The 16,889-nt window shown below is 70.9% G+C and carries 14 protein-coding genes and 1 pseudogene; 9 read left to right on the plus strand and 6 right to left on the minus strand.

The genetic code is table 11. The features are described from left to right. The 3 genes and pseudogenes from ACE3Q8_RS22505 to ACE3Q8_RS22515 form a co-directional block, all read right to left on the minus strand. Window positions 1-863 (minus strand): annotated as a pseudogene (locus ACE3Q8_RS22505) (lytic transglycosylase domain-containing protein); the annotation flags it as partial. A gap of 203 nt (window positions 864-1,066) precedes the next feature. Further along, the gene (locus ACE3Q8_RS22510; RefSeq protein WP_374473075.1) at window positions 1,067-1,918 is read right to left on the minus strand and encodes a uracil-DNA glycosylase; all 852 of its coding nucleotides are present in this window, start codon (window positions 1,916-1,918) and stop codon (window positions 1,067-1,069) included. A 170-nt stretch (window positions 1,919-2,088) separates the two neighbouring features. Next, on the minus strand, window positions 2,089-3,285 hold the full coding sequence (locus ACE3Q8_RS22515) for a cation:proton antiporter (protein WP_374473077.1): 1,197 nt from the start codon (window positions 3,283-3,285) through the stop codon (window positions 2,089-2,091). A gap of 163 nt (window positions 3,286-3,448) precedes the next feature. On the opposite strand from ACE3Q8_RS22515, the gene ACE3Q8_RS22520 reads away from it, so the two are divergent. After that, window positions 3,449-4,813 (plus strand): sialate O-acetylesterase, encoded by a 1,365-nt coding sequence (locus tag ACE3Q8_RS22520; RefSeq protein WP_374473079.1) that lies wholly within the window; start codon window positions 3,449-3,451, stop codon window positions 4,811-4,813. Window positions 4,814-4,817: 4 nt separating this feature from the next. Here the strand turns inward: ACE3Q8_RS22520 and ACE3Q8_RS22525 are convergent, their stop codons facing one another. Further along, window positions 4,818-4,985 (minus strand): hypothetical protein, encoded by a 168-nt coding sequence (locus ACE3Q8_RS22525; protein ID WP_374473081.1) that lies wholly within the window; start codon window positions 4,983-4,985, stop codon window positions 4,818-4,820. Window positions 4,986-5,170: 185 nt separating this feature from the next. On the opposite strand from ACE3Q8_RS22525, the gene ACE3Q8_RS22530 reads away from it, so the two are divergent. The 3 genes from ACE3Q8_RS22530 to ACE3Q8_RS22540 are packed head-to-tail and all read left to right on the plus strand — an operon-like array spanning window position 5,171 to window position 9,456. Then, a complete protein-coding gene (locus ACE3Q8_RS22530) occupies window positions 5,171-6,841 on the plus strand; it encodes an electron transfer flavoprotein-ubiquinone oxidoreductase (RefSeq protein WP_374473083.1) in 1,671 nt (556 codons plus the stop codon). A gap of 47 nt (window positions 6,842-6,888) precedes the next feature. After that, a complete protein-coding gene (locus ACE3Q8_RS22535; protein WP_374473085.1) occupies window positions 6,889-8,574 on the plus strand; it encodes a tetratricopeptide repeat protein in 1,686 nt (561 codons plus the stop codon). A 3-nt stretch (window positions 8,575-8,577) separates the two neighbouring features. Further along, window positions 8,578-9,456: a 4-(cytidine 5'-diphospho)-2-C-methyl-D-erythritol kinase gene (locus ACE3Q8_RS22540; RefSeq protein WP_374473087.1), complete on the plus strand. Its 879-nt coding sequence runs from the start codon at window positions 8,578-8,580 to the stop codon at window positions 9,454-9,456. Window positions 9,457-9,515: 59 nt separating this feature from the next. On the opposite strand, the gene ACE3Q8_RS22545 is transcribed toward ACE3Q8_RS22540, so the two are convergent. Together ACE3Q8_RS22545 and ACE3Q8_RS22550 are read right to left on the minus strand one after the other, a co-directional pair. Beyond that, window positions 9,516-11,051 carry an ammonium transporter gene (locus ACE3Q8_RS22545; protein ID WP_374473089.1) on the minus strand — a complete coding sequence of 512 codons (1,536 nt, stop codon included), beginning with the start codon at window positions 11,049-11,051 and terminating at the stop codon, window positions 9,516-9,518. A 31-nt stretch (window positions 11,052-11,082) separates the two neighbouring features. Continuing rightward, a complete protein-coding gene (locus ACE3Q8_RS22550; protein ID WP_374473090.1) occupies window positions 11,083-11,421 on the minus strand; it encodes a P-II family nitrogen regulator in 339 nt (112 codons plus the stop codon). A gap of 378 nt (window positions 11,422-11,799) precedes the next feature. Between ACE3Q8_RS22550 and ACE3Q8_RS22555 the strand changes: the two genes are divergently transcribed. The 5 genes from ACE3Q8_RS22555 to ACE3Q8_RS22575 form a co-directional block, all read left to right on the plus strand. Next, window positions 11,800-12,549 carry a fasciclin domain-containing protein gene (locus tag ACE3Q8_RS22555; protein ID WP_374473091.1) on the plus strand — a complete coding sequence of 250 codons (750 nt, stop codon included), beginning with the start codon at window positions 11,800-11,802 and terminating at the stop codon, window positions 12,547-12,549. Window positions 12,550-12,603: 54 nt separating this feature from the next. After that, complete coding sequence (locus tag ACE3Q8_RS22560) at window positions 12,604-13,050, plus strand: hypothetical protein (protein ID WP_374473093.1); 447 nt, start codon at window positions 12,604-12,606, stop codon at window positions 13,048-13,050. 89 nt (window positions 13,051-13,139) lie between these two features. Further along, window positions 13,140-14,024, plus strand: a complete 885-nt coding sequence (locus tag ACE3Q8_RS22565; protein ID WP_374473095.1) for a glycine--tRNA ligase subunit alpha — start codon at window positions 13,140-13,142, stop codon at window positions 14,022-14,024. A gap of 3 nt (window positions 14,025-14,027) precedes the next feature. Next, the gene (glyS, locus tag ACE3Q8_RS22570) at window positions 14,028-16,037 is read left to right on the plus strand and encodes a glycine--tRNA ligase subunit beta (RefSeq protein ID WP_374473097.1); all 2,010 of its coding nucleotides are present in this window, start codon (window positions 14,028-14,030) and stop codon (window positions 16,035-16,037) included. Window positions 16,038-16,074: 37 nt separating this feature from the next. Beyond that, window positions 16,075-16,889: PEP/pyruvate-binding domain-containing protein (locus ACE3Q8_RS22575; RefSeq protein WP_374473098.1), on the plus strand; the 815-nt coding region annotated here is incomplete at its 3' end.

Here is a 16,889-nt window from a genome sequence, read left to right on the forward strand (position 1 = left end):
TTGCCGTCGATCGCCTTGGCCATGCGGATGAAATAGCTCTGCGGCCGTCGCGCCAAGCAGGCGCGTTCCACGGCCCCGCGCCAGGAGGCGCGCATGAACTGGCCGGTCTCGGCCGGGGCGGCGAGGGCCGGCTGGTGCTGAAGCTGCCGGCTGGCGATCATGCCATAGAAGGTCTCGCCGTTCTGGGCGGCGAGCCGCAGGAAGCGGGCGGCCGAGGCGGCGTCGCCCGCCATGGAGGCCGAGCGCGAGGCCCAGAAGGCGCCGGCGGAGCGGGTCCAGGCGTCCTGGCTCGGATCCTGGGCCACGTCGCCGAACCAGGCGAGTGCGTCGCCGTAGGACTTCATCCGCCAGGCGGCGAGGCCGGCGACCCAGCGCTCGCCGGCGGCAGGCGCGAGCTCCGCGGCGCGCTTCACGTCGCCGGTGTAGAAGGCGTAGCGGGCCAGGAAGCCACGGTCGGCGGGCGGCAGGCGGGCCATGTCCTCGGCCGTCAGCTCAGGCCGCGGCGGCTCGATGGCGTCGGCGGGCTTGCGCTTGGCCGCCAGCGAGAAAATCCGCTCAGCCAGCGGCAGGTCGCGGAAGCGGGCCAGCCAGCCGGTCAGCTCGTCGTAGTTCGCCTTGTGCGCCGAGGGGTGCATGAGCTGCCGGAACGACAGGTAGCCGAGCAGCGACTGGTCCTTGATCTCCAGCGTCTTCATCTGGGCGTCGATGAAGTCGCCGCGGTCGGCGGCCTCGAAGGCGAGCGCATAGGCGCGCGCGTCGTCCGGGCTCAGCGGCTGGAAGCTGGCCGCGGCCGAAGCCGTCGCGATGGAGGCGGCGCAAACGAAGGCCGAGGCCCCGACGCACAGGCGCTGGAAAAGCGTCATGCGCTCCTTACTGCCGCGGGCCCCTCTAACGGGAGGTTACGCGGTCACCCTTTTTCTCGAACAGATTCGTAGTGTTACGGACCGCCTTGAGCATGATCAAGAAGCCCGCCCGGTCACGGACGCGTGAGCAGGGCGCGGCGCACCGCCGCAGGGCAAGCTACGGTAAAGCTTGAGGCTTTCGGCGGCAGGGCCGTCCGGACCCGCTAATCCGGCCGGTGGGGGCGGTCGAGGCGCTCGGCGAGAGTGAGGAGGTCGGTCCAGGCGCGCTTCTTGGCGGCAGGCTGGCGCAGCAGGAAGGCCGGGTGGAGGGTCGGCATGGCTGGCAGCTCCAGGGCGCCGTCGGCCGAGCGCCATTCGAACCAGCGGCCGCGCAGCGACAGGATGCCCTCCTCGCGTTTCAGCATGGACTTGGCCGAGGCGCCGCCCACCAGCAGGAGCATGGAGGGCTTTACCAGGGCGATGGCGCGCTCGACGAACGGGGCGCAGATCATCTGTTCTGCCGGCGAGGGGGTGCGGTTGCCGGGCGGCCGCCAGAAGACGGTGTTGGTGATGAACACCCGGTCGGCCAAGCCGGCGGCGGCAAGCATCTTGTCGAGGAGCTGGCCCGCGCGGCCCACGAACGGCGCGCCCTGGCGGGCCTCGTCCGCCCCGGGGCCTTCGCCGATCACCATCAGCGGGGCGTCCGGGCGGCCGCGGGCGAACACCGCGCGGGTGGCGGCGCCCTCATGGCGCAGCGGGCAGCCCTCGAAGGCCGCGATCAGCTCGGCGAGGCGCTCGAGGCTGTCGGCCTGCGCGGCCAAGGCCTGGGCCTCGGCGACCGCGCCGGCGACATCGGGTTGGCCAGGCAGGGCGGGGCGGATCGGGGAGACGGTGGCGGAGGGCTGGCCCGCCCGCCCGGGCGGCGGTGGCGGCGGCACGAACTTGCCGGCCTCGATGCGGTCGATCGGTTCGTCGAGCAGCACCGCGTCCACGCCCGAGTCCGCCCAGAAGGCGAGCAGGCTTTCGGCGATCTGCAGGCTGGAGGGTTCGGCCGCCATGGGCATGGAGACGTTCATGCGGCCTGCGCCGCCGTTTGGCTAGGGGCGCCGGCGCCGCGGAGATGGCGCGACCACGAGAGGGGACCACGGAACACGCGGACCACACGGACGAGGTCGGCGCGCGTGTCGTGTGCGGCCGACGTCGATCAGAAGCGCTGACGCATGGCTGGGGGCCGTTCCTTATTCGGTCAGCTTGCCGGGGCGGGGGCGACCTTGCGGGAGACGCGGTCGGCGAGCTTGAAGACGAAGGGGTTCAGCACGATCGACAGCAGGGCGGCGGCGAGAATCAGGTCGTGGGTCTCCCGGCTGAGGATCTGGAGCTTCAGGCCGACGCCGGCCAGGATGAACGAGAACTCGCCGATCTGGGCGAGGCTGGCGGCGACGATCAGGCTCCCGTGCCGCTCGAGCTTGAAGACCGTGGTGATGGCGAGGGCCGCCACCGACTTGCCGACGATGATGATCGCCAGGACGGCGGCCACCGGGCCGGGCTGCTCCACCAGCACCCGCGGGTCGAACAGCATGCCCACCGAGACGAAGAACAGCACGGCGAACGCATCGCGCAGCGGCAGGGAGCGCTCGGCGGCGTTGTGGCCGAGCGGCGTGCCGTTCAGCACCACGCCCGCGATGAAGGCGCCGAGCGCGAACGAGGCGCCGAAGACGGCGTAGGCCAGGTAGGCGATGCCAAGGGCGATGGCGAGCACGCCCAGGGTGAACAGCTCCCGCGACCGTGTGTGGGCGATCCGGACCAGGAGCCAGGGCAGGACGCGCCCGCCGACCACCAGCATGAAGGCGACGAAGATGGCGACGCTGAGCAGGGTGCCGCCGATCTTCAGGCCGATCTGGCCGAGGTCAGGGGCCGCGCCCGCCGCCGCCAGCAGCGGCACCAGCACCAGGGCGACCACCATCACGAGGTCCTCGACGATCAGCCATCCCACAGCGATGGCGCCGGTCTCGGTCTTCACCGCCTTCCGCTCCTCGAGCGCGCGCAGGAGCACGACGGTGGAAGCGACGGACAGCGCGAAGCCCATGAGGGCTGCCTCGGCGTCGCCCATGCCCATGAGGCGGCCGACGGCCCAGCCGAGGGCCGTGGCGACGGCGATCTGCACGAGCGCGCCGGGCAGGGCGATCTTGCGGACCTTCATCAGGTCGGGGAGTGAAAAGTGCAGGCCGACCCCGAACATCAGCAGGATCACCCCGATCTCGGCGAGCTGGGCGGCGAGGCCGGTGTCGGCGACCCAGCCCGGGGTGAAGGGGCCCACCACGACACCGGCGAGCAGGTAGCCGACGAGCGGCGAGAGCTTGAGCCGCAAGGCCAGCATCCCGAGGGCGAAGGCGAGCACGAAGCCCGACACGAGCGTGAGGATGAGGCTGTCGTCGTGCGGCATCGGGTCTCCTGGCTGGGCTGATCCCCGGACGTGGCCGTGGCGGCGGGCTGCGTCAACCCCATGGACATTATGCGGCCGGGTCGCCGTCGCGTGGAACCCGAAGCCCAGCTTGAGAGTCTTGCGGCTACGGGAACACAGCCGGCCGTACGCCGGGGGAGCGCGCATGGCCTTTGTCGTCTTCGCCGGGCAGTCGAACACCGGCGGGTACCAGTCCTATCCGGCCCCGCCGCCGCCCTACGCCGCCGATCCGCTGACACTGATCTGGGACACGGGCCAGAAGGCCTGGGTGCAGATGCAGCCGGGGGTGAACACCGGCTATCCGGGCTTCCCCAACACCTGGGGGCCCGAGGTCCAGTTCGCGCTCGCGTTCCGGCAGGCGTTCCCCGGCGAGGAGCTGCGGATCGTCAAGCAGGCCGAGGGCGGCACGGGGCTGCGGATCGATCCCGCGCAGTGGGCCTACGACTGGTCGCCGGGCAGCGACCAGGAGCTGTTCGACCGGGTGACCGGTGTCGTCAACGAGGCCTCCGCGGCGGCAGGGCGCCGTCCCGACGCGGTGTTCTGGGGCCAGGGCGAGGAGGACGCCAACCAGGCCGGCTGGGCCGGCGCCTACGGCCAGAACCTCCAGGCGCTGTTCCAGGCGATCCGCGCCGAATGGCTGGGCGACGCGAACGGCAAGATCGGGTTCTTCCAGATCGGGACCACGCCGCCCTTTGCCGACGCCGTCCGCCGCGGCCAGCAGTACGTGGACCAGCAGGACCCCAACGCCGAAAGCTTCGACACGGCCGGCTACCCCATGCAGGGTGACAGCCTGCACTACGCGCCGGAAGGCTTCCGGATGATCGGGGCCGAGTACTTCAAGCTGTTCGCGGGCTGGCACGGCGCGGGCGGCGGCGGATCGGGCGGGCCCGGCCAGCAGCTCAACGGCAATCCCTGGGCGGACACCCTGATCGGCGGCGCGGGCGACGACAGCGTGGCCGGCGGCGCGGGGCTCGACTACCTGCGCGGCGGCGACGGCCGCGACCTGATGTCGGGCGGCGACGACTTCGACGACATGCACGGCAACACCGGCGACGACACCCTGGCCGGCGGCCCCGGCGGCGACTGGGTGGTGGGCGGCAAGGACAACGACCGGCTGTTCGGCGACGAGGGCGACGACATCGTCTACGGCAACCTGGGCGACGACTGGAACGACGGCGGCGCGGGCGACGACCTGGTCCGCGGCGGCCAGGGGAACGACCAGGTGCTCGGCCAGTCCGGCAACGACTGGCTGTCCGGCGACCGCGGCGACGACACCATCACCGGCGGCTCGGGCGCGGACGTCTTCCACAGCTTCGGCGACGCCGGCCTCGACAGGATCACCGACTTCTCCCGGGCCGACGGCGACCGCCTGCAGCTCGACCCCGGCACGACCTGGCGGCTGGAGCAGCAGGGCACCGACGCGGTGGTGGTGATGGACGGCGGCGGCCGGGTGGTGCTGGCCGGTGTCCAGGCGTCGTCCCTGACCGGCGACTGGCTGTTCGTAGCCTGAGGCCCTAGCGCGTCATCCAGGGCTTGGATTTCGACGACGAGCGGGCGGCGGCCGCCTGCTCGCGCTGGAAGCGTCCGCCGCGCGGCGGTTTCGGCCGGGCGGCGATGGCCTCGTTCTTCAGCCGCAGGGCGCGCTGGATCGGGGTCTCTTCGGGTTTCGGGTCGTCGGCCATGCGGCGATCATCGCAGATTCCGCGCCCCCGCGCGCGCCGGGCCTGCGTCGCCTTCGCCACATGGCGACCGGCTGATCACTTCCGCGCCTCTTCCGGCTTGACCGCCCCTGCGTGACGTCCCGATAAGACCCGCGACGTATCAATGCCGTGCGGGAGCAAGCTCGCACGAGGGGAGCCGGAACAAGATGAGCGAAGCCGTCGAACGCGAGGCCATGGAATACGACGTCGTGATCGTCGGCGCCGGCCCCTCCGGCCTCGCCGCTGCGATCCGCCTGAAGCAGCTCGCCGAGCAGGCCGGGAGCGAGATCTCGGTGGCCGTGCTCGAGAAGGGCTCAGAGGTCGGCGCGCACATCCTCTCCGGCGCGGTGATCGACCCGAAGGGCCTGTCCGAACTGTTCCCGAACTGGAAGGAGATGGGCGCTCCGCTGGAGACCGCCGTCACCAAGGACCGGTTCCTGATGCTCGGACCGCAGGGCAGCCTGGAGCTGCCGATGTTCGCCATGCCGGGCTTCATGGGCAACCACGGCAACTACATCGCCTCGCTGGGCAACGTCTGCCGCTGGCTGGCGCAGCAGGCCGAGGCGGTGGGCGTCGAGATCTACCCGGGCATGGCCGCCTCCGAGGCGGTGTTCGACGAGAACGGCGCGGTAAAGGGCGTGGTGGCCGGCGTGTTCGGCATGACCAAGGACGGCCCAGGGCCCGACTACCAGCCGGGCGTCGAGCTGCACGGCAAGTACGTGTTCATCGGCGAGGGCGTCCGCGGCTCGATCGCCAAGGTGCTCAAGCACAAGTTCGGCCTGTGCAAGGACAGCAACCCCGAGAAGTACGGCATCGGGATCAAGGAGCTGTGGCAGGTGCCGGACGAGGTGTTCCAGCCGGGCCTGGTGCAGCACACCACCGGCTGGCCGCTGGACGACAAGACCGGCGGCGGGAGCTGGATGTACCACTTCGGGGACAACTACGTGTCCATCGGCTACGTGGTGCACCTGAACTACAAGAACCCCTGGCTGTCGCCGTTCGACGAGTTCCAGCGGTTCAAGCACCACCCGGACGTGGCCAAGCACCTGCAGGGCGGGAAGCGGATCGCCTATGGCGCGCGCGCCATCGCAGAGGGCGGGCTGCAGTCGATCCCGAAGCTCTACTTCCCCGGCGGCGTGCTGCTGGGCGACAGCGCGGGCTTTGTGAACGTGCCCCGCATCAAGGGCAGCCACAACGCCATGAAGAGCGGCATGATGGCCGCCGAGGCGGCGTTCCACGCCATCCAGGCCGGGCGCGCCCGCGACGAGCTCGTGGAATACAAGCAGGCCTTCGACGCCTCCTGGGTGAAGAAGGAACTGCACGTCGTCCGCAACGCCAAGCCGATGCTCTCGAAGTTCGGCACTGCGATCGGCGGGGCGATCTCGATGTTCGACATGTGGACGACGAGCACGCTGGGCGGCTTCTCCTTCTTCGGCACGCTGCAGCACGGGAAGGGCGACGCCGAATCGACCGGGCTCGCCAAGGATTACAAGCCGATCGTCTACCCGAAGCCTGACGGCGTGCTGTCGTTCGACAAGCTGTCGAGCGTGTTCCTGTCGAACACCAACCACGACGAGAACCAGCCGGCCCACCTCCGCCTGCGTGACCCGTCGGTGCCGATCTCGGTGAACCTGCCGAAGTACGGCGAGCCGGCGCGCCTGTACTGCCCGGCCGGCGTGTACGAGGTGCTCTACGACGAGCAGGGCAACAATCCGAAGTTCCAGATCAACTTCCAGAACTGCGTCCACTGCAAGACCTGCGACATCAAGGATCCGTCGCAGAACATCGACTGGACGACGCCCCAGGGCGGCGACGGGCCGAACTATCCGAACATGTGAGGCCGGGCGGCCTTGCAGCGGTCGCGTTTAGGCCCGAAGTTCCGCCGATGCGCCATCTGCTGATCGCCGCCGCCGCCCCGCTCGTCCTGCTCTCCGCCTGCGCGGCGACGGGGGAGGGCGGGCCGCGGCCCGCCGCCCGCGAAACTTTCGGCCAGTCGCCCTACGGGATGTTCCTGGCCGGCCAGGCGGCGCTGAACGACGGGCGCAGCGGCGAGGCGGCGCGGTTCTTCGAACAGGCCAACGCCCAGGCCGTGACCGCCACCGAGGTGAGCGAGCGGGCGTTCACCGCCGCGCTGCTGGCCGGCGACATCGACCGCGCCGTGCAGATGGCCCCGCAGGGGCCGGAGGTCTCGGAGGCGACCAACCGTATGGCCCGGCTGGCTGAGGCGGTGGAGGCCATCGCCGACGGCCGCGGCAAGCCGGCCCGCGAGCTGCTGGGCGGCGACCGGATCGGCTTCCCCCACCGCGGCGTGGCGGCCCTGCTGGCGCCCTGGGCCGCGGCCCAGGCGGGCGACGTGGAAGCCTCGCTGGTGAGGCCGCAGGTGCGCGGCGACCGGGTGGTCGACTATTTCGGCCAGCTCGGCCGGGCGCACCTTTTCGAGCGCGCCAAGCGCTACGACGAGGCGGAGACCGACTTCAAGGCGGTGGGACAGGCGGCCGGCAGCGAGATGGCGGTGCTGGCCTATGGCGAATTTCTCGAGCGGCGCGGCCGCCGCGCCGACGCGGTCGCGCTCTACGACACCCTCCTTGCGCAGGAGCCCTCCAGCATCGCGGTGAAGTCCGCCAAGGCGCGAGCCGCGGCCGGCAAGGCTCCGCCGCCGCAGCCGACGATCCGGGAAGGCGCCGCCCAGGCGATGCTCGCGCCGGCCGCCACCATGCTGCAGGCCAAGCAGAACCAGCTCGCGCTCGCCTACCTGCGGCTCGCCCTGCGGCTCGACCCGCAGCGCGACGAGGCCTGGGTCATGGTCGGCGACATCATGCAGGCGGCCGGCGACAGCGAGGCCGCGCGCCAGGCCTATTCGAAGCCGAAGGCCAACTCGCCCGAGTTCGCCGCCGCCCAGGCCAAGCTCGCCTGGACCTACCAGAGCGCCAAGGACACCGAGACGGCGCTGAAGCTCGCCCGTGCGGCCGCCGCATCGGGCGACGCCGACGCGCGGATGACGCTGGCCGACCTGCTGCGCGCCAACGAGCAGTACGCCGAGGCGGCCGAGGTGCTGAGCGGCCTGATCGGCGAGGCCAAGACGCCGGACTGGCGGCTCTACTTCGCCCGCGGCGTGTCCCTCGAGCGGCTGGGGCGGTGGAAGGAGGCCGAGACCGACCTCCTGGCGGCGCTGAAGGTGCGCCCCGACGAGCCGGAGCTGCTGAACTACCTGGGCTACACCTGGATCGACCGCGGCGAACGGCTGCCCGAGGCCCTGGCCATGGTCGAAAAGGCCGTGGCGTCCAACCCGCGCTCGGGCGCGATGATCGATTCGCTCGGCTGGGCCCACTACCGGATGGGCGACTACAAGAAGGCCGTGGAGAAGCTGGAGCAGGCGGTCGAGCTCGAGGCTGGCGACCCGGAGATCAACAACCACCTCGGCGACGCCTACTGGATGGTCGGGCGCAAGGACGAGGCGGTGTTCCAGTGGCGGCGCGTGCTGACGCTCGATCCCGAGCCCAGGATCAAGGCCGACGCCGAGGCCAAGCTGGCCTCGGGGCTGGGGCCCAAACGGCAGGTCGCCGAGCACTAGGCGATGGCGCTGAGCGCGCTGGCTCCGGCCAAGGTCAACCTGTTCCTGCACGTGGGCGGGCCCGGAGCGGACGGGTACCACCCGCTGTGCAGCCTGATGGCGTTCGCCGACTTCGGCGACCGGCTGACCCTGCACGCCGCCGACGCCCTGGAGCTGAAGGTCACCGGCCCCTTCGCCGCCGCCCTCGAGGGTGGCGGGGAGAACCTGGTGGCCCGGGCCGCCAACGCCCTGCTGGCGGAGGCGCGGCGGCCGGTGGCGCCGTTCGGCCTGGCGCTGGAGAAGCAATTGCCGGTGGCGTCGGGCCTGGGCGGTGGCTCAAGCGACGCCGGCGCGGCGCTTCGACTGATCCGTGAGGCCGCGGGCCTGCCGATCGATGACGACCGGCTGGAGGCGATCGCCGGGGCGCTGGGCGCCGACGGAGCGGCCTGCCTGTGGGGGCGGCCGGTGCTGGCGGAGGGCCGCGGCGAGCGGCTGTCGCCGGCCCCCGCCTTCCCGGCGGCGGACGCGGTGCTGGTGAACCCGCGGGTCGCCGTGTCGACGCCGGCGGTCTACCGGCGCTTCGACGATCTCGGACGGTTCGGCGCGGTCGACCCGCCGGCGGCGCCTGCCGTCTTCGAGACGGTGGTGGAACTGGCCGCCTGGCTGGCTGCGCAGCGCAACGACCTGGAAGCCGCGGCCATCGCCGTGGAGCCCCAGGTGAGGGCGGTGTTGGACACCCTGGCCGGCGAGCCGGAGAGCCTGCTGGCGCGGGTTTCCGGCTCGGGCGGCACCTGTTTCGCCCTCTGCGCTTCCGACATCGAGGCCGAGGGGCTGGCCGAGCGCATCGAGGCCATCGCCCCCCACTGGTGGGTGAAACGGGTCCGCATCGGAGGACCCTGGTAGGCAAACGAAAACGGGGGCCCCGAAGGACCCCCGCTCCCGGCAACCGACGGCTCTCCCCGTCAGCTGTGGTAGGCGCGCTCGCCGTGCTCGACGATGTCCAGGCCTTCCTCTTCGGTGTCCTCGCTGACCCGCAGGCCGATCGTGAACTTGATGATGAAGAAGACGATGGCGCTGGCGACGGCGGACCAGGCGATGGAGACCAGCACGCCCTTGATCTGGGCGAAGACCTGGGTGGCCATCACGTAGGCCGCGGCGTCGCAGGTGGAGATGTCGCCGTCGGCCGCGCAGGTGGTGTAGTCCACGATGCCGGCGCCGCCGAGGCTCGGATCCACCAGGATGCCGGTGGCGATGGCGCCGACGATGCCGCCGATGGCGTGGATGCCGAAGGCGTCCAGGCTGTCGTCGTACTTCAGCGCGTTCTTCACCGCCGAGCAGAAGATCACGCAGATCGGCGACACGATCAGGCCGAGCACCAGGGCGCCCACCGGACCGGCGAAGCCGGCGGCCGGGGTGACGGCCACGAGGCCGGCCACCAGGCCCGACGCCATGCCGAGCATCGAGGCCTTCTTGCGGGTGACCCACTCGGTGATGGTCCAGGAGAAGCCCGCCGCGGCGGTGGCGATGAAGGTGTTGACCATGGCGAGCGCGGCGTAGCCGTTGGCTTCCAGGTTGGACCCGGCGTTGAAGCCGAACCAGCCGACCCACAGCAGGCCGGCGCCGACCAGAGTCAGCGTCAGCGAGTGCGGGGGCATGGGCTCGGCCCGGTAGCCCTTGCGGGCCCCCAGGATGAGAGCGCCGACCAGGGCGGCCACCCCGGCGTTGATGTGCACCACGGTGCCGCCCGCGAAGTCGATGGCCCCGAAGCCCCAGATCAGGCCGGACTGGATCGGATCGGTCGGCGCGGCCGCGACCGCGTCGGGACCCGCCCACCACCAGACCATGTGGGCCAGCGGGTAGTAGGAGAGGATCGGCCACAGGACCGCGAACACCAGGACCGCGGCGAACTTCATCCGCTCGGCCACGCCGCCCAGCACCAGGGCCGCGGTGATGCAGGCGAAGGTCATCTGGAAGGCGATGAACGCCAGTTCCGGGATCACCACGCCGGTGGAGAAGGTGGCTACGTTGGAGGCCGGCGTCACGTCCTTGAGGAACAGCCGCCCGAAGCCGCCGACGAACTTGTCGAGGCCGCCGCCGTCGGTGAAGGCGAGGCTGTAGCCCCACAGCACCCAGGCGATCATGCCCACGACCGTCACGGTCGAGACCTGCATCAGCATGGACAGCATGTTCTTCTGCCGCACCAGGCCGCCGTAGAACAGCGCCAGGCCCGGCACGATCATCAGCAGCACCAGGACGGTGGAGATCAGCATCCAGGTGGTGTCGCCCTTGTCGGGCGTAGGCGCCGGCGCCTCGGCGGGCGCGGCGGCCTCCGCAGGCGCGGCTTCAGCCGGCGCGGCCGCGGCGACGCCGCCCGGCGCGGCCTCGGCGGCGGCCGGCGCGGGCGCCTCCTGGGCGAAGGCCGTCGCGCTGAGCGGGCCTCCGATCATGGCGGCGGCGAGGGCGATCCCCGCGAGCGCCTTGGTTGGAACGAACTTCATGATCATGGATCCCCTTTGTCCCCCTGTGCGCTCAGATCGCGGCCGCGCCGGTCTCGCCGGTCCGGATCCGGACGGCCTCGGCGACGTCGAGCACGAAGATCTTGCCGTCGCCGATCTTGCCGGTGGCGGCGGCGGCCTTGATGGCCTCCACGGCCTTGGGCGCGGCGGCGTCGTCGACCACCGCCTCGAGCTTCACCTTGGGCAGGAAGTTCACCTGGTACTCCGCGCCCCGGTAGATCTCGGTTTGCCCCTTCTGACGGCCGTAGCCTTTGACTTCCGAGACCGTCAGCCCTTCGACGCCGGCGGCGACCAGCGCTTCGCGCACGTCGTCCAGCTTGAAGGGTTTGACGATCGCCATGATGAGTTTCATCCGCTCGCTCCCGCGTGGCCCTTGGGCTGGGCCCGCCCCGTCTGGCGTTTCTCAAAAAGACCGCCGCGGACGTCCCCATCCCCAAGCGCGGCGGTCGTCGGACGCTAGACAAGGCCGGGCAGGGGGCGCGCCGCCAGGGCGCCGCCGCTGCTCAATAAGGCAGCCGCCGCGCAAAACCTGAGCGGCGCCGGCGCCGGGCGCCCAAGAAATAGGCGCAAACCGCGGCTGACGCGCGCTTGCGGCGCTCGGGCAGCAGAAGAGTTCACGAGCGCGTGAAGCCGGAAACCGACGGCTTCGCCGTGCGTAAGACGCCGCGACGTCTGGGGCCGGCGGACGCGCCCGTCCGGCTGAACGCGAAGATCGAGGAGCTCACCGCCCATGTCCCGCCTGCTGACCGCCGCCGTCGCCGCGCTGACCGCCGGGCTGGCCCTCCCGGCCGCCGCCCAGACGGCCGCCACCGCCAAGACCGAGGCCCAGGCCCAGGCGGTCACCGGCAAGGCCACGGCCGACAAGCCGGCGGCGACCCAGCCGCAGGGCGCCGCCCGGGCGGTTCAGCAGGGCGCCGCGCCGGTCGCCGCCGCCCAGGGCGCGGCGCCTCCCGCCGGCGCGGTCGCCGGAGCGCGAGTGGCCCCGGCCGGCGACATCGTCGAGACGGCCCGGGCGTCGGGCCAGTTCAACACCTTCCTGAAGGCGGCGGACGCCACGAACCTGACGGCCGTCCTCAAGCGCAACCCGGGCCTGACCGTGTTCGCGCCCACCGACGCGGCCTTCGCGGCCCTCCCGGCCGGTGAGCTCGACCGGCTGATGGCCGACAAGCCGGCCCTGCAGAAGCTGCTGACCCACCACATCATCAACGCCACGGTGGACTCGTCGAAGATCGCCGGCGCCCGCGGCCCCGTGCCGACGGTGGCCCAGGACCAGGTGCTGCTCGACGGCAGCCAGGAGGGCGTGCTGAAGGCCGACGGCGCGACGATCGTCCAGGCGGACGTGCGGGCCACGAACGGCATCCTGCACGTGGTCGACCGGGTGCTCGTGCCGGGGCAGGGCGGCCAGGCCGCTGCCGGCGCGGCCACGGGCGCGGAGACCGCCGCCAGCGCCACGACGTCGAACCCTTCGACGAAACAATAGGAACCTTCACCACGGGGCGGGGCTTTCAGGGATCGTCACACGAGGAGTGAAGACATGAAGCTGAACCATCTGCTCACCGCTGCGGCGGCCTGTGCGCTGATCGGCGGGGCGGCCCACGCCCAGTCGACCGGCTCCACCAGCTCGACCACCGACGCGGGCGCCTCGGCGGCCACGTCCGGCCAGCCGACCACCGGCGACACCACGGGGTCGGTGTCCGGCTCCACCACGGGGTCGACCACGGACGCCATGCCGGGCTCGACCACGGGCTCGGTCACCGGCTCCACCACCGACACCACCACGTCGGCCACCGTCGGCGCGGACACCAGCACGACGAGCTCGACCGCCTCCACGGCGCCGGCCGCCGGCAGCTACGCCACCGGCGCCAGCGTGACCACCACGCTCGTGACCAACGGGCCGGTGCCGGACACTGCCGAGAACCGCGCCAAGTACGGTCAGCCGATGTCGCGCGCCGGCAAGCGGACGGCCGCGCGGGGCAACTGACAGCACGGCTGCCAGCAAGCTTGAAGCGAAGGTCGGCGGGCCCTATGGTCCGCCGACTTTTTTTGCGCCTGCGAACGGCCCTTTTTTCGATGCCAGAGAAGCCGCTTTCGTTTCAGGGTCTGATCCTGAAACTGCACGAGTATTGGAGCCAGCAGGGCTGCGTGATCCTGCAGCCCTACGACGTCGAGGTGGGGGCGGGGACGCTCTCGCCGATGACTGTCCTGCGCACGCTTGGCCCCAAGCCGTGGAAGGTGGCCTATGTGCAGCCGTCCCGTCGGCCGGCGGACGGCCGCTATGGCGAGAACCCCAACCGGCTGCACCAGCACCACCAATACCAGGTGATCCTGAAACCGAACCCGGAGAACCTGCAGGAGCTCTATCTCGGCTGCCTGGAGGCGATCGGCATCGATCCCCTGCTGCACGACATCCGCTTCGTCGAGGACGACTGGGAGAACCCCACCGTGGGCGCATGGGGGCTCGGCTGGGAGGTCTGGTGCGACGGGATGGAAATCACCCAGTACACCTACTTCCAGCAGGTGGGCGGTCTGGACGTGTTCCCCGTTGCGGGCGAGCTGACCATCGGCCTGGAGCGCCTGAGCCTCTACCTGCAGGACAAGGACAACGTCTACGACTTGGATTTCAATGACCAATTCAAGTACGGCGACATCTACCTGGCCAACGAGCAGCAGTTCTCCGCCTTCGAGCTGGAAGCGGCGGACGTGGACACCTGCAAGCGCCAGTTCGAGGACATGGAGCGCGAGGTGCCGAAGATCCTCGCCCAGCGCGGCCGCCAGGGCCAGCCGCTGGCGCTGCCGGCCTACGACCACGTGCTGAAGGCCAGCCACCTGTTCAACATCATGGACGCCCGGGGCGCGATCGCCGTCGCCGAGCGCCAGAGCTACATCGGCCGCATCCGCGACCTGACCAAGATGTGCGCCGAGGCCTGGGTCGAGAGCCAGGGCGGGAACGGCTGAGTCATGCCCCAACTGCTTCTCGAACTGTTCTCCGAAGAGATTCCCGCGCGCATGCAGGCGAACGCCGCGCGCGACCTCGAGCGCATGGCGCGCGAGCGGCTGGCGGCCGAAGGGCTGCTGCCGGAGGCGCTGAAGACCTTCGCCGGCCCCCGCCGGCTGACGCTGGTGGCCGAGGGGCTGCCCGCCGCCCAGGCCGATCGGCACGAAGAGGTGAAGGGCCCGCGGACCAGCGCGCCCGAGCAGGCGCTGGACGGCTTCCTGCGAAAGAACGGCCTGACCCGCGATCAATTGGTCGAGAAGGACGGCGTCTTCTTCGCTCACCTGCACCGGCCGGGCCGCCAGACGGCCGAGATCGTGGCGGAGATGGTGGAGCAGGTCGTCCGCGCCTTCCCCTGGCCGAAATCCATGATCAGCGGGACCAGCAAGCTGCGCTGGGTCCGCCCGCTGAAGCGCATCCTCTGCGTCTTCGACCGTGAGGTCGTGCCGCTGAACATCGAAGGCATCCTCTCGGGGGACCTCACCGAGGGTCACCGGTTCATGGGCTCCAAGCAGCCGTTCCGCGCCCGCGACTTCGACGAGTACCAGGACGGGCTCGCCCGCAACTTCGTGGTCCTCGACGCCGAGGAGCGGAAGGAGCGGATCATGGACGCGGCCCGCACGCTCTGCTTCGCCCGCAACTTCGAGCTGGTGGAGGACGAGGGCCTGCTGGACGAGGTGGCCGGCCTGGCCGAATGGCCGGTCCCGGTCATGGGCGACATGGATCCCGTGTTCCTGGAGCTTCCGCCGGAGGTGATCCGCACCTCCATGCGGGTGCACCAGCGCTATTTCGCCGTGCGCGACCCGAACACCGGCTTCCTCGTGCCGCACTTCATCACCGTGGCCAACATCCAGGCCAAGGACGGCGGCGAGACCATCGCGCTCGGCAACGCCAAGGTGCTGTCGGCCCGCCTGTCGGACGCCCGGTTCTTCTGGACCGAGGACCAGAAGACGAAACTCGCCGACCGGCTGGAGAAGCTGAAGGGCGTCACCTTCCACGCCAAGCTCGGCACCCTGTACGAGCGGGTGGAGCGGATCGCGGCGCTCGCCGGCGAGCTCGCGCCCTACGTCCGCGACGACGACGGCACGAAGGCCAAGGCGATCGAGGCCGCGCGGCTGGCCAAGGCTGACCTCGGTTCAGGCATGGTCGGCGAATTCCCCGAGCTGCAGGGCGTGATGGGCGGCTACTATGCCGACAAGGAGCGCCTCGACCCCGAGATCGCCGACGCCATCCGCCAGCACTACAAGCCGCAGGGCCCGAGCGACGCCGTGCCGGTTCAGTCGGTGGCCGCCACGGTGGCGCTGGCCGACAAGCTGGACACGCTCGTCAGCTTCTTCGCCATCGGCGAGAAGCCCACTGGAAGCCGCGACCCCTACGCCCTGCGGCGCGCCGCGCTGGGGGTGATCCGCATCCTGCTGCAGACCCGCACGCGCCTGCCGCTGCGGCGGTTCTGCTCGGAGGAGCTGATCGCCTTCTTCGCCGACCGGCTGACCGTGCTTCTGCGCGAGCAGGGCCAGCGGCACGACCTGGTGGCGGCGGTCTTCGCGCTGGGCGACGACGACCTGGTGCGGATCGTCAGCCGCGTGGAGGCCCTGGCGGGGTTCCTCGGCAGCGACGACGGCAAGAACCTGTTGGCCGGCTACAAGCGGGCGGTGAACATCCTCAAGGCCGAGGAGAAGAAGGGTCCGCTTCCGAGCGGCGAGCCCGTCGACATGGCCGGCGCGCCGGCGGAGGAATCCGGGCTCGTGGCCCGCATCGGCCACGTGGAGATCGAGGTCGGCAAGGCGCTGGAGCGCGAGGACTTCGAGGCCGCCATGCGCGAGCTGTCGCGGCTCCGCGAGCCCGTCGATGCGTTCTTCGACAAGGTTCTTGTGAACTCTGAGGTCGCGGCGGAACGGGATAACCGCTTGCGGCTTCTGGTGAAGGTTCGCGACGCCATGGGGCGGGTCGCGGACTTCTCACAGGTTACGGGGTGATCCCGGCGCCCATCGCCGGGACGGACGGAGGTTTGCAATGGTGGCCGACACGATGGTGAAGACGCGCTGGGTCTATGCCTTCGGCGGCGGGGGCGCCGACGGCGACGCCTCCATGAAGAACCTGCTTGGCGGCAAGGGGGCCAACCTGGCCGAGATGTCGTCGCTGGGCCTGCCGGTGCCGCCGGGCTTCACCATCACGACCGAGGCCTGCACCCACTACTACCAGAACGATCGGCAGTACCCCGCCGACCTGAAGGAACAGGTCGCCTCGGGCCTGGCGAAGGTCGAGGAACTGACCGGCAAGCGGTTCGGCGACGCCGCCAACCCGCTGCTGGTCTCGGTGCGCTCGGGCGCCCGGGCCTCTATGCCCGGGATGATGGACACCGTCCTGAACCTCGGCCTGAACGACGAGACCGCCGAGGGCCTGGCCAAGCTGGCCGGCGACCGGCGCTTCGCCTTCGACAGCTACCGCCGCTTCATCCAGATGTACTCGAACGTGGTGCTGGGCCTCGACCACCACATGTTCGAGGAAATCCTCGACGAGCATAAGGACCGGCTCGACGCGCATGTGGACACGGCGCTGTCGGCCGAGGACTGGGAAGCGGTCGTCGCCGACTACAAGAAGGCGGTGCAGAGCGAGCTCGGCCAGCCGTTCCCGCAGGATCCGCAGGCGCAGCTCTGGGGCGCCATCGGTGCGGTCTTCGCGAGCTGGATGAACGACCGTGCGAAGTTCTATCGCCGCATGCACGACATCCCGGAGAGCTGGGGCACGGCGGTCAACGTGCAGTCGATGGTGTTCGGCAACATGGGCGAGACGTCGGCCACCGGCGTCGCCTTCACCCGCAACCCGTC

The sequence above is a fragment of the Phenylobacterium sp. genome (assembly GCF_041913825.1).
In the GTDB taxonomy this organism is placed as follows: Bacteria; Pseudomonadota; Alphaproteobacteria; order Caulobacterales; family Caulobacteraceae; genus Phenylobacterium.